Genomic DNA, 13,025 nt, shown 5'->3' on the forward strand with positions numbered 1-13,025 from the left:
GCGGATCGAGGGGTCTCCAATCGGTCAGGGACGCGGCATGGCTGCCGACGGCGGGCTCGAACGCGGCCGCCGCGACCAAGGTGGGCACCACCGCAACGGGCGCGCCGGGCGTCGTCAGCGCCGCCCAACGCATCGTGCTGCTGGACGCGGCGCTCTGCGGCTGGTGTGGCAATGCAGGTGGTGGGTTGCTCGGCACTCGCGCGGGCCTTTGAGCGGTCTGGCGCGCTGGAGCTGGTGGCGGCGCGGTCACCGCTGATGTGACACGTGCGGGTGGTGGCCGCATGGATGTCCGCGACGGGAGCGAGCGTGGTCGCTGGTGTGCGAGGCAGCGCAAGGGCGGCGACGTTGGTATGCCTGAATAGGGGGTTGGGCGCGAGTTTCCTCCCGGGGCGGTGGTGTGGCTGGGACGGTGTCGTGCCTGCGGGTGGTGGGGCGTGCTTGCTGGCGCGGGCCGGGGGGCTGCTTGCAAGTGGCGGTGGCTGGTGTGGCATGTGCGTGTGCTGGGGTTGATCGCACTTGCCCTTGAGTGGTCTGGTGCGAGGGTCCTTTTGGGGGGCACGGGGTAAGGCGTTGAGTCGCGGGCTGGGCGCGGGCTTCTTGCTGCGGTGGTGGTGTGGCTGCGGATGGTGTCGTGTGTGCGGGTGGGGCCGGGCGGCGCGGGTTGGTGGGGGCGCGCTGGGCGGGGCATGGGGTGGTGTTGCTCGTGTGTGGAGGAGCGGGGGCGGGGGCAGGGGTGTTGATCGGGTGGGGGCGTTGGCTTGTGAGGCGGGTTACTTCGTGGGATGGGGCCGGGTGTGGGCTGGTGATTCTTTCGGTGGTGGCATGGTGGGGTGCCCGAAGGGGGGATTCGGGGCGCCTTGAGGGGCTTCGGCGACGTACGCTGCGGAGCATGAAGGGTCGTCCACTCCGTTACACGCCGCGACGAGACGCAGGTTTGCACGCCTATGAGCGCGTCTTGGAGCATGCCGGATTGAGCCCGGTCGCGGGTGTCGACGAGGCGGGGCGCGGGGCCTGTGCGGGGCCGTTGGTGGTGGCGGCGGTGATTTTGCGCGGTGGACGGCGCGGCAGAATCGAAGGGTTGGCCGATTCCAAGTTGCTCACGCCTGCGCGGCGGGAGGTGCTGTACGAGCAGATCGTCCAGCGGGCGGAGGCGTGGAGCGCCATCGTCGTCCCGTGCCATGACATCGACCGGATCGGTGTGCATCGCTGCAATGTCACCGGGATGCGGCGGGCGCTGGCTGCGCTGGAGCGGCGGCCCGCGTACGTGCTGAGCGACGGGTTCAGGGTGCCGGGGGTCGGGGTGCCGGCCCTGGCGGTGATCAAGGGGGATCAGGTGGCCGCGTGCGTGGCCGCCGCGTCCATCGTGGCGAAGGTGACCCGAGACAGGATCATGGTGGAGCTCAATGGGCGCTATCCGCAGTACGGCTTCGATGTGCACAAGGGCTATGTGACGCGGGAACATTCGGCGGCGCTGGCCGAACACGGTCCGTGTCCTGAGCATCGGTTCTCCTTTGTCAATGTGGGGCGGGCCTTGCGTAAGAATGGGGAGGTGGCCTTGGGGGAGGAAACCGGGGGCGACCTCGTGGAAGAGGTCCCCGGCGACGGCCGGACGGAAGGGGCACGAGCGTGAGCGCCGAGGATCTCGAGAAGTACGAGACCGAGATGGAGCTGCAGCTCTATCGCGAGTACCGGGACGTCGTCGGCCTGTTCACCTATGTGGTCGAGACCGAGCGGCGCTTCTACCTCACCAACTCGGTCGACCTGCAGGTGCGCGACACCGAGAACGGCGAGGTCTTCTTCGAGGTCACGATGCAGGACGCCTGGGTCTGGGACATGTACCGGCCAGCCCGTTTCGTCAAGAACGTCCGTGTCGTCACCTTCAAGGACGTCAATGTCGAGGAACTGGCCAAGAGCGACTTCGAGCTGCCCTCCGATCAGTAGTCCCGGGATTTCGCCGCGCGGGTGAGGCGCCAGCCCTCGGGGGTGCGCTCGATGAAGCCTCCCGCCGACAGCAGCCCCAGCTTCCCGTTCACCGTGGGAAGGTCCATTCCGGCCTTGGCGGCGAGCTGCGCCGGGCCCGCCGCTCCGCGTGCCGGGAAGGCCTCCAGGACGCCCCGGGTGAGCCGGTCGAGGCGGTCGCGCGGTAACACCGGGGCCGAGGGACGCTGTGCCAGATCGGCGCCTATCCGCCCCACCATTTCGATGACCTCGTCGGAGCAGGTGACCAGTGTCGAGTCCGGGTCTTCTCGGAGCAGACGGAGGCATCCCGCGGACGAGCGGGAGTCCACCTGGCCCGGCACCACCATCAGGGAGCGGCCGAGCTTGCGGGCCCAGGCGGCGGTGTTGAGCGCCCCGCTGCGCTGCTCGGCCTCGACGATCACCGTGCCCCGCGACAGCGCGGCGATCACCCTGTTCCGGACGAGGAAGCGGAGCCGGTGCGGCGGGGTGCCCGGCGGTGACTCGCTGATCAGGAGGGCGCGCCGGGCCATTTCGGCGAAGAGGCCGTCATTGCCTCCGGGGTAGGGGACGTCCACGCCGTTCGCGAACACCGCCACGGTCATGCCGTCGGCGGCCAAGGCGCCGCGGTGGGCGGCCGCATCGATGCCGAGGGCGCCGCCGGAGACCACGGTCCAGTCGCGTTCGCTCAGTTCGGAGGCCATCTCGGCGGCCACGCGCAGCCCGTACCCCGATGCCGCGCGGGATCCCACCATGGCCACCGAGCGCAGGCAGTGGTGGCGAAGGTCGGCCGGGCCGCGCAGCCACAACGCGTAAGGGCGGGCCGCCTGGAGATCGTCGAGAGTGGTGGGCCATTCGGGGTCGCCGGGGCACACCAAGCGGATGCCCATCTCCTGACACACGGCCATATCCTCCTCGGGCGCGTTGGCCCGCAACCGGATCCGCCAGTGCTCCAGGCGCCGTATCTCACCTTCGGTGGCGGTCAGATCGGCGGGGAGCCGGCCGGTGCGGATCGCCTCGAGCGCGGCGGACGCGCCCACGTGATCGATGATCTGGTTGAGGAATGTGTCGCCCGGCTCGGCGATCCCGCACAGGGCCGCGCGCGCCGCACGCTCGTCGTCGCCGGTCATGGTCTCCTCCCGGTCCACAGGGCGAGGGCGCCGCCGATGTCGTCCTCGCCGGGTTCGTCGCGTCCTGCCAGGTCGGAGATCGTCCAGGCGACCCGCAGGATCCGGTCCAGGCCGCGGGCGCTGAGCGAGCCGTTCTGGAGCGCCTCGTCGGCGGCCATCATCGCCTCCGGCCGGGGCGTGTACCTGCGGCGCAGCTCGGGCCCCGGGATCTCGGAGTTGGACCGCCAAGGCGTGTCCGCCAGGCGTTTGAGGGTGCGTTCGCGGGCCAGCAGCACGCGCTCGGCGACCACGTCGCTGCTCTCGGCGAACTCCAGGTCGTAGCGGAGCTCGGCGCGGGTGGCGGGTGTGAGCTCCAGTTTGAGGTCGATCCGGTCGAGCAGGGGACCGGAGATCCGGCTGAGATATCTGCGCCGGATGTTCGGGGCACAGGAACAGTTGATCGTTTTGGCGGCCGCGCACGGACACGGATTCGCGGCCAGGACGAGGGTGAAGCGAGCGGGAAAGCTGGCCGTTCCCTCGGTGCGGGAGATCCGGACCTCGCCTTCCTCCAGGGGCTGGCGGAGCGCGTCGAGAACCCCGCGCTGGAACTCGGGCGCCTCGTCCAGGAACAGGATGCCGCGGTGGGCGAGCGAGACCGCTCCGGGCTGGAGCATCCGTCCGGAACCGCCGCCGACCATCGCGGGCGTGGACGCGGTGTGATGCGGCGCGTAGAAGGGCGCCTGGACGATCAGCGGCTGCCCCAAGGGCAGCGTGCCGGCCACGGAATGGATGGTCGTGACCTCCAGGGCCGCGTCCCGGTCCAGCGGCGGGAGTAGTGTCGGCAGGCGCTCGGCGAGCATCGTCTTCCCGCAGCCGGGAGGGCCGCTGAAGAAGAGGTGGTGCCCTCCCGCCGCGCTGATCTCCAAGGCGTGACGTGCCTCGGCCTGGCCTCGCACATCAGCCAGGTCGAGATCGCCACGGTGGCCCTGGTTGCGCAGCACCAGGCCGTCGGCCGACCGGCGCGGCGTCATGAGCTCCTCTACGGGCTCCTCGACCGGCGGCGGCTCGTCGCGCAGAAGGCAGAGCAGACCGCGCAGCGTCCCGGCCGAGATCACCTCCATATCGGGGACCAGTCTTGCTTCCGCGCTGTTGGCATGGGGGACGACGACCTTGCGGCAGCCCGTGTTGGCCGCCGCCAGGACGGCGGGCAGCACGCCCGGAATGGCCCGCAGCCGCCCGTCCAGGCCCAGTTCGCCGATCACCACCAGACCCGCGCAGGAAGTCGGCGGGACCGCCTCCGCGGCCGCCATCAGCGCCACCGCGATGGCCGTGTCGAAGATCGAACCCCGTTTGGGGAGGCTTGCCGGGAAGAGGGAGACGGTGACATGGCGGTTGGGCCAGTCCTCGCCGGAGTTGTAGACCGCGGCCCGGACCCGGTCGCGGGCCTCGTTGAGCGCGGCGTCCGGCAGGCCGACCAGATGCAGGCCCGGCACACCGCTGGTGATCGCGGCCTCGACGTCCACCACGAAGCCCTCTACGCCGACCAGTGAGACCGAACGCGTTCTGGCGAGGGCCATTCAGCACACCTCCCGCAGGTGCTGGATCGTGAAGCCGTCCCGGTCGATCACCAGGCCGAGCACATCGACGCCGACATTGGCCCCGGACACGCCGTTCTCGGCGGCCCACCGCCAGGCCAGCCGCCGTAAACGGACGGCCTTCTCCGGCGTGATCGCCTCCAGGGGGTCGCCGTAGTCGGTGGAACTTCGGGTCTTCACCTCGCAGACGACATGCCGCGTCCCGTCGTGCGCCACGATGTCGAGCTCGCCGTCGCGGCAGCGCCAGTTGCGCTCCAGGACCGTCCAGCCCAGGCGGGCGAGGTAGTCGGCGGCGGCACTCTCACCCCGCGCACCGAGGCTTTGGTTGGAGTTCATGGACCTCATCACCTCCGCCTACGAAGCTGCCGGAGGGGCGACGCGGCCAACAGTGGAATCCCGTTCTGTGGATAACTTTGCGTAGCGATGTAGGTGCGTAGAGTTTCGGTCGAGGCGACTTCGGTCTGAGTGCTGGTGCTTGGCACTGGTGGTTCTGCGACCGTGCGGCGCGCGGCCCTGTGCGCGGCCGCACGCGCCGCGCACGCGCTCGGGCGGTTCGCGCGACCGCCAGGGGAGACCGGTCCGCGCTCCTGCGTGATCAGGGCGTGAGCCGAGGTGAGGGGGGCGAAGTACGTCCGGGCAGCCGTGGAACTCCGCCGAAATGATCGTCTTGGCGAGGACCAAGGGAGTTGAGGGTGATGGCCGGGGTTGGCCGCCCCCGCTCTGGCCAGGCTGCTGCCGGCGGCCAGGAATCCGGCGGCATGGATACGCGGTGGCATGGATACGCGGCGGGGTGGGATACGGGGCCGGTTTGGATGCGCGCGGGGATGCGCGGAAGTTGGGATGCGCGGAAGTTGGGATGCGCGGGGGCTGGGATGCGCGGGGGCTGGGATGCGCGGGGGATGCGCGGCGGGTTGGGGTGCGCGGGGGATGCGCGGCGGGTTGGGGTGCGCGGGGGGATGCGCGGGGGGTTGGGATGCGCGGGGGGATGCGCGGGGGGTTGGGGTGCGCGGGGGTGCGGGTGATCGACGGGGGCATGGGGCGATCGCGACGGCGGCGAGTGCAGCCCTCGGGGCGGCGCGGCACGTTGGTTATCGCAAGCCTTGGTGTTGCGCGGCGGCCACACCCGTGCGTGCATGGGTGGTCGGCTGGGTCACTGCGTACGTTCCGGGGGCTCCTCGTAGCTCGAAGGCTCTGCCAGTGTGAAGTGCGGATTGGCAAGCCAGATGCGGGAGGGACGGCTGGGCGCAGGACGCGCTGAGGTAGTGGGTCGTTAGCGAGTAGAAGTTTGAGGCTGGCTGGGTGGTTGGGGAGTCCGCGGCCCATCGACTCCAGACGGTGGCTCGAAGTGAACAGCAGGGTCCGCTGGCCGGGGCGGACGTTGTCGTGCAAGGTGGCGTACGCCCGGAGCGGGAGCCAGTTCCCAGCGCCGGTCGAGTTGCGGGGATGTCCTGGGAGCGCCTCAGCAGCGGAGGGTGTCTGGGGGCGAAGAGAGCTTGATCGTGGACCGGGCTTGTTGCTGTGCTTGGAGTCGGACGTTGGGCGGAGCCGTATGGGGGCGTTGTGACCGAGGGGCTGCAAGAGGCGCTGGAAGGGTTTCGTCGGCATCTACGGGCTGAGAGGGATGTGTCGCCGCATACCTTGCGCGCCTACGAAGGCGACCTCCGGGATCTGTGCCGTTACGCGGTTGATGTCGGCGTGGAGGGACCTGCCGGTCTGGACGTCAACGTCCTGCGGGCGTGGTTGGCTCAACAGCATGCGGAGGGTCGGTCCAGGGCCACACTGGCTCGCCGTACGGCGGCTGTGCGTACCTTCACGGCGTACCTGCATCGGCGCGGGCTGATCGAGAAGGATCCGGGGCAACTGCTGGGGACGCCCAAGCGGCATCGCGATCTGCCCAATGTTCTGGGGCAGGATGAGGCCGCGCGGCTACTGGACCAGATGGACGTGGAAGGCCCCTTGGGGCTGCGGGATCTGGCCGTGCTCGAGGTGCTGTACGGCACGGGCGTGCGTGTCAGCGAACTGTGCGGCTTGGATGTCGATGACATCGATGTCGAGCGGGGTACCGCGAGGGTCCTGGGCAAGGGCAACAAGGAACGGACCGTGCCCGTCGGAGAACCTGCGACCAGAGCTGTGGGGGATTGGCTGCGAGCCGGACGGCCGGCGATCGCGACTGAGCACAGCGGCCCGGCCCTGTTCCTGGGCGCCCGCGGTGGGCGCCTGCACCCCACCAGTGCGCGACGCATCGTCCATGCCCGTATCGCTGAGGTGGGGGAGGTGCCTGACGTGAGTCCTCACGGGCTCAGGCACAGCGCCGCCACACATCTGCTCGAAGGCGGAGCGGATCTACGCAGCGTCCAAGAGATCCTCGGGCATGCGTCGCTGCAGACCACGCAGATCTACACCCATGTCTCGCCCGAACGCCTCAGACAGGTGCACCGCCAGGCGCACCCCCGTGGGGCCGAGTAGTCCCGTCCAGTTGTTCCCAGCCTCCGGTTTCACCGGGGAGTTTGGCTGAGGGGGCCTCGGTGACTCGGGGATACCGGCATGTGCGAGGGTGCCCCGCCTTGGCCACAGGCCCTGCGACATGGTGGCGTGGCGTTGCGGCATGAACTAGGCGTGTGGGACTTGCGGGGGCGTGTCGGGCTTTGGGTGTGGTTCAAGTGGCCGTCTGGGGCTTGTGGGCCTTTCCGTGGGTTGATTGGGCAGGTGGGCAGGTGGGCAGGTGGGCAGGTGGGCTGTTGGTCATGAGGCATGCGTGGGTTGTTAGGTCGCGCCCCTGTGCTGGCGCTGGTCGCAGCGGGCACTCGTGGGTGGCCAGCGGGTGGCGCGCCCGCTGGCTGGGCGCTCCCGACGTCTCGAGTGGGGTGGTGCCGTCAGCGGGCGTGGGGTGTCGGGCGTGGGTTGTGGAGTGGTTTTGGGGTTTGCGTGGGCTGGGGGCGGCTTGGGGGCCGTCGGCGGCGTGACGGCCGTTTTGGGGTGGCCACCCCTCCGAGGTGGGGTGGTGCCTCGGAGGGGTGGGGGTTAGCGGGCTCTTCGTAGGCGGCGTTCTCGGCGTTCGCGGGTCAGGTCGATCACACCGGGTGGGAGAGGGCGTCTGGGGCGGCCGTGTCGCCAAAGCGACATCAGGGTGAATGCGAACAGCATCCCTGCGAGTGCGCCGCTGCCTGCCGTTGTGGCGTCGCGCAGGCCCATCTCCGTGCTGGACGAGGTGGGCCGCGGGGTTTCGGGCTGAGGGCTCGGGGTTGGCCAGTGCGGGAGCAGGCGGACCTCCGGTCGGACGAGGTTGATCGGGTCGAGGTAGGCGTGGCCCCGTAGGAGGCCCCAGTGGAGGCAGGGGGCGGGGCAGTGGGCGGACGGCTCCACCGTGCCTATGCGGGAGCCCGCCCGGACGTCGTGGCCCGCTTGGACGATGGGACGCACGGGGAGGTAGGTCGTGCGCAGCGCGCCGTGGGTGATGGCGACGACGCCGCGTCCCGCCAAGTGACCCGCGTACGAGACGCGTCCCGCCCCCGCGGCGTACACCGGCTGGCCCGGACGGGCGGCGAGGTCCACGCCCCGGTGGCCGGGGCCCCAGGGCTGGGGCGGCGGCGAGAACGTTCTCACGACCTGGGGCGCGGGCGGCCCTAACGGCCAGCGCCACGCGTCGGACTGGGCTGGGATCCAGGCGGGCAGCGCGAAGGTGAGCAGCAATGTGAGGAGCGTCATGAGCGCAGTGTGCCGGGGCCGCGGGGCGGCGGAACAGAGGGTTCGCGAACTGTGGATAACCCTGCGGATCCGGCGTTCCCCGGCGCCCTCCGGGCCCTGATAACCTAGGGTCCGTGCCCGAATGGTCACCGGTCAGGGCTTGGCCGTCGCTCGACCGGCCACCGCGGCCGGCAGAACGAGAAGCCGCTCCATCGTCGAGCGGACAGGTCACAGGCCCGGGCGGCGATCCCGGGCCGACGGTCGTGTACGCGGCCGAATTCATGCGTCCGCCAGCCACTTGCTTCGCATGGTGGGGCGCGACCCCTCGGTCCGTCATCTCGGTGACGGCGGGGTTGTGTCCGGACGCAGGCAATCAACCAAACGTGGCCCGGTAACGGGCCGGAGAAGGAGAGTACGGGACATGGCACCCGTCGTCACCATGCGGCAGCTGCTCGAGAGCGGCGTTCACTTCGGCCACCAGACCCGCCGGTGGAACCCGAAGATGAAGCGGTTCATCCTCACTGACCGCAACGGCATCTACATCATCGACCTGCAGCAGTCGCTGTCCTACATCGACCGCGCCTTCGAGTTCGTCAAGGCCACGGTCGCGCACGGCGGCACGATCCTGTTCGTCGGCACCAAGAAGCAGGCCCAGGAGACCATCTCCGAGCAGGCCACCCGCGTCGGCATGCCCTACGTCAACCAGCGCTGGCTGGGCGGCATGCTCACCAACTTCTCGACCGTCCACAAGCGGCTCACCCGGCTCAAGGAGCTGGAGGAGATCAACTACGACGATGTCGCCGGCTCCGGCATGACCAAGAAGGAGCTCCTGGGGCTGCGCCGCGAGAAGGACAAGCTGGAGCGCACCCTCGGCGGTATCCGCGACATGGCCAAGGTGCCCAGCGCCGTCTGGATCGTGGACACCAAGAAGGAGCACATCGCGGTCAACGAGGCCAAGAAGCTCGGCATCCCGGTCGTGGCGATCCTCGACACCAACTGCGACCCGGACGAGGTCGACTACCCGATCCCGGGCAACGACGACGCGATCCGCAGTGTCAGCCTGCTGACCCGGGTGGTCGCGGACGCGGTCGCCGACGGGCTCATCGCCCGCGCCGGCGCCGCGACCGGCGGCGAGGAGAAGCCGGCCGAGGGCGTGGCCGCCGCCGAGCCGCTGGCCGAGTGGGAGCGCGCGCTGCTGGAGAACAAGGAGCAGGCAGGCGCCGAGGCCGCCGAGGCTGCCAAGCCCGCCGAGGGCGAGGCTCCCGCCGCGCCCGAGGCCGAGGCTGCGCCCGAGGCCGCGCCCGAAGCCGAGGTCGCGCCCGAGGCCGAGGCCGCCACGGAGGCCCCCGCCGACGCTCCGGCCGAGGTCAAGGAGGACCAGGCCGAGCTCGGGAGCACCGGGCAGAGCTGACGATGCGGACCCCGGGGCGCCGTCCGCGCCCCGGGGCCGCTCCGCCGGGACGTCGCGGTTGATGCCGGGATTGTCCTGAGCGACCATTTCGTTGGCGCGACGGTCCGGGCAACGGGACGGCGTCCTGTCCCGCGGGTTCGAGCCGGGACGACGCTCCGGGCCCTACGGCGACCCAGATCTTCCAATCTCCACCAGACGTTCACCACCACAGAGACGAAGAGAGCGATGGCGAACTTCACCGCCGCTGACGTGAAGCGGCTCCGGGAGCTGACCGGCTCCGGCATGATGGCCTGTAAGAACGCGCTGACCGAGGCCGAGGGCGACTTCGACAAGGCGGTCGAGCTGCTGCGCCTCAAGGGCGCCAAGGACGTGGGCAAGCGCGCCGAGCGCACCGCCGGCAACGGCCTGGTCGCCCAGCACTTCGCCGGCGACGGCGACGGCGCGATCCTCGAGCTCAACTGCGAGACCGACTTCGTCGCCAAGAACGAGCAGTTCATCGAGCTCGCCGACCGGCTGGTCAAGTTCGCGGTCTCCAGCGGCGCCGCCGACGCGCAGGCCCTGCAGTCCAGCGAGATCGAGCCGGGCAAGACCGTCCAAGCCCTGATCGAGGAGAACAGCGCCAAGATCGGCGAGAAGCTGGAGCTGCGCCGCTTCGCCCACTTCACCGGCGAGTACGTGGCCAGCTACCTGCACAAGTCCGACCCGTCGCTGCCGCCGACCACCGGCGTGCTCGTCGAGCTGGACTCCCAGAACGCCGAGGTAGCCAAGGACATCGCGCAGCAGATCGCCGCGATGGCCCCCAAGTACCTCACCCGCGACGAGATCCCCGCCGAGGCGATCGAGAAGGAGCGGGCGCTGGCCGAGCAGCTGACCCGCGACGAGGGCAAGCCCGAGAAGGCCATCCCGAAAATCGTGGAGGGGCGCGTCAACGCGTACTTCCGCGACTTCGTGCTGCTGGAGCAGGCGTTCGTCAAGGAGAACAAGAAGACGATCGCCAAGGTGCTGGACGAGGCGGGCGTGAAGGTCGTCCGCTTCGCGCGCTTCAAGGTCGGCCAGGCCTGATCTCGGGAGGGCGGGGCCGGTCTCCCGAGACCAGGCCCCGTTTCGACCGTCCGGATCCGGGACGGTCTGCCGGGCCGCCCTGGAAGCATCGGGCCGATCCGTTACGGATCGGCCCGTTTTCGGGAGGACGCCGTCCCAGGCGGACGATCGTCCGGCGCGGCGTCCACCGTGAGTAACGGCCCCGTTCACCGAACGGGGCCTTTCGGTGAGCGGACGGTGACGGCCGGGGTCCGGACAGGGTCGGAGTTTTCCGGTCGGTGATCTTTGCCGAGGGCGTAGGGTCTAGTCAGCGGGTGAGAGTGACCGGGCTCATGCCGGGCAAGGTTCAAGGACCGGGGTCGGCCGCGATTCGCCCCCGTACCGCCGGAGCTTGGGCGGTGTGGGGCGGGCGCCCACGCCGGCGCGGCGGGTTCGGCCCTATACCGTCGAACGAGGGTCGCGAACCGAGGAAACACGAGTTGAGCGGGAATCCTGGAAACAGGACCCCGACGAGTCACCAGACGCCGTAACGAGGAGGCCGCCGACGTGCCGGAGCCAACGACCAGTGACCCTACGGCGGCGTCGTCGTCGCCGGCGCCGGACGAGCGGCGCGCCGAGCCCGCCGAGCACGAGGCGCGCGCGCAGCACGGGCCCCGAGCGGGCTGGAAACGGGTGCTCCTGAAGCTCTCGGGCGAGGCCTTCGCCGGGCGCGACCCGCTGGGCATCGACCCCGAGGTGGTCCAGCACGTCGCGGAGGCGATCGCCGAGGCGGTGCGCGACGGCGTGCAGGTCGCGGTGGTCTGCGGCGGCGGCAACATGTTCCGCGGCGCGGCCCTGGCCGAGCGCGGCATGGACCGCGGACGCGGCGACTACATGGGCATGATCGGCACGGTGATCAACTGCCTGGCGCTGCAGGACTTCCTGGAGAAGCTCGGCCTCGACACCCGGGTCCAGACCGCGATCACCATGAGCCAGGTGGCCGAGCCGTACATCCCGCGCCGCGCCATGCGGCACCTGGAGAAGGGCCGCGTGGTGATCTTCGGGGCCGGGCTGGGCCAGCCGTTCTTCTCCACCGACACCACCGCCGCCCAGCGCGCGCTGGAGATCGGCGCGGAGGCCGTCCTGAAGGCCACCCAGGTGGACGGAGTGTACGACGCGGACCCCCGTAAGAATTCGGACGCGGTGAAGTTCGACCGTTTGGATTACGGTGAGGTTCTACAGCGGGGCCTGAAGGTCATGGACGCCACGGCCATCAGCCTCTGCATGGACAACGCGCTTCCCATCGTGGTCTTCGACCTCATGGGACAGGGCAACATCGTCCGGGCCGTCCGGGGTGAGAAGATCGGCACGCTGGTCAGTCCGGCGGACAGCTGATCCGCTCCACCCGCGGTACGGACCGGCACGGACAAGGGCCGACCTGATGACATGGGAGTCGAAGTGATCGACGAGACCCTCCTCGAGGCAGAGGAGAAGATGGAGAAGGCGGTCGCGGTCGCCAAGGAGGACTTCCAGGCCATCCGCACCGGCCGGGTCACCCCCGCCATGTTCAACAAGATCACCGCCGAGTACTACGGGACGCCGACGCCGATCAACCAGCTGGCGTCGTTCACCCTGCCCGAGCCCCGGATGGTGATCGTCCAGGTCTTCGACAAGTCGTCCATGCAGGCGGTGGAGAAGGCCATCCGCGACAGCGACCTCGGGGTGAACCCCACCAACGACGGCAACGTGATCCGGGTCGTGTTCCCGGACCTGTCGGAGGAGCGCCGCAGGGAGTTCATCAAGGTGGCGGGCGGCAAGGCGGAGGACAGCCGGATCTCCATCCGCAACATCCGGCGGCGGGCCAAGGAGGCCCTCGACAAGCTGGCCAAGGACGGCGAGGCCGGCGAGGACGACGTCCGGCGCGCCGAGAAGGAGCTCGACGACACGACGCATCGTTACGTCGCGCAGATCGACGAGCTCCTCGAGCACAAGAAGGCCGAACTGCTCGAGGTTTGATGAGACTCGACCGAACCGGGGAGCCCGCGGGCTCCCCGGGTGAGCCGCAGGCTCCCGGCCCCGCCCTCGTCGGGGCCGCCGAGCCCGGCCTGCCCCCCGTGCCGCCCGTCGTGTCTTCCGCCGCGGGTTCTGAGGACATCGCCTCCAGGACCGTGGAGGCCGTGCCCGAGACCGGTGTCGCCGCCGTGGTGCCGCCGGACGACGCCTCTGGTCGTCCGAGCGGTTCCGGTTCGG

Annotated in this window: 11 protein-coding genes; 7 read left to right on the top strand and 4 right to left on the bottom strand. The window is 70.2% G+C overall.

From position 1 onward, the window contains the following. The first annotated feature begins 889 nt into the window (after positions 1–889). Both ACZ466_RS33510 and ACZ466_RS33515 read left to right on the top strand, forming a co-directional pair. A complete protein-coding gene (locus ACZ466_RS33510; protein ID WP_378286006.1) occupies positions 890–1,630 on the top strand; it encodes a ribonuclease HII in 741 nt (246 codons plus the stop codon). Next, a complete protein-coding gene (locus ACZ466_RS33515; RefSeq protein WP_378286005.1) occupies positions 1,627–1,941 on the top strand; it encodes a DUF2469 domain-containing protein in 315 nt (104 codons plus the stop codon). Before ACZ466_RS33510 ends, ACZ466_RS33515 begins: the two co-directional genes overlap by 4 nt. Here the strand turns inward: ACZ466_RS33515 and dprA are convergent. Genes dprA through ACZ466_RS33530 form a run of 3 tightly spaced genes read right to left on the bottom strand, consistent with a single transcriptional unit; the run spans position 1,935 to position 4,996 of the window. Beyond that, positions 1,935–3,086, bottom strand: coding sequence for a DNA-processing protein DprA (gene dprA, locus ACZ466_RS33520; RefSeq protein ID WP_378286004.1), 1,152 nt, complete (start codon positions 3,084–3,086; stop codon positions 1,935–1,937). The two genes, ACZ466_RS33515 and dprA, sit on opposite strands and share 7 nt — an antisense overlap. Then, the gene (locus ACZ466_RS33525; RefSeq protein WP_378286003.1) at positions 3,083–4,642 is read right to left on the bottom strand and encodes a YifB family Mg chelatase-like AAA ATPase; all 1,560 of its coding nucleotides are present in this window, start codon (positions 4,640–4,642) and stop codon (positions 3,083–3,085) included. Before ACZ466_RS33525 ends, dprA begins: the two co-directional genes overlap by 4 nt. Next, positions 4,643–4,996 (bottom strand): YraN family protein, encoded by a 354-nt coding sequence (locus ACZ466_RS33530; RefSeq protein ID WP_378286002.1) that lies wholly within the window; start codon positions 4,994–4,996, stop codon positions 4,643–4,645. A gap of 1,224 nt (positions 4,997–6,220) precedes the next feature. Here ACZ466_RS33530 and ACZ466_RS33535 point away from each other — a divergent pair. Then, on the top strand, positions 6,221–7,126 hold the full coding sequence (locus ACZ466_RS33535) for a tyrosine recombinase XerC (protein ID WP_378291866.1): 906 nt from the start codon (positions 6,221–6,223) through the stop codon (positions 7,124–7,126). 555 nt (positions 7,127–7,681) lie between these two features. Here the strand turns inward: ACZ466_RS33535 and ACZ466_RS33540 are convergent. Further along, on the bottom strand, positions 7,682–8,365 hold the full coding sequence (locus ACZ466_RS33540; protein ID WP_378291864.1) for a M23 family metallopeptidase: 684 nt from the start codon (positions 8,363–8,365) through the stop codon (positions 7,682–7,684). A 400-nt stretch (positions 8,366–8,765) separates the two neighbouring features. On the opposite strand from ACZ466_RS33540, the gene rpsB reads away from it, so the two are divergent. From rpsB to frr, 4 genes are all read left to right on the top strand, one after another. Beyond that, positions 8,766–9,755: a 30S ribosomal protein S2 gene (gene rpsB / locus ACZ466_RS33545; protein WP_378291861.1), complete on the top strand. Its 990-nt coding sequence runs from the start codon at positions 8,766–8,768 to the stop codon at positions 9,753–9,755. Positions 9,756–9,980: 225 nt separating this feature from the next. Beyond that, on the top strand, positions 9,981–10,817 hold the full coding sequence (tsf, locus tag ACZ466_RS33550; protein ID WP_378291859.1) for a translation elongation factor Ts: 837 nt from the start codon (positions 9,981–9,983) through the stop codon (positions 10,815–10,817). A gap of 525 nt (positions 10,818–11,342) precedes the next feature. Continuing rightward, positions 11,343–12,170, top strand: a complete 828-nt coding sequence (pyrH, locus tag ACZ466_RS33555; RefSeq protein WP_378291857.1) for a UMP kinase — start codon at positions 11,343–11,345, stop codon at positions 12,168–12,170. A gap of 63 nt (positions 12,171–12,233) precedes the next feature. After that, entirely contained in the window at positions 12,234–12,791 is a 558-nt protein-coding gene (gene frr / locus ACZ466_RS33560; protein WP_378291872.1) for a ribosome recycling factor, read from the top strand. Positions 12,792–13,025: the final 234 nt, after the last annotated feature.

The organism is Actinomadura rugatobispora, assembly GCF_055379765.1.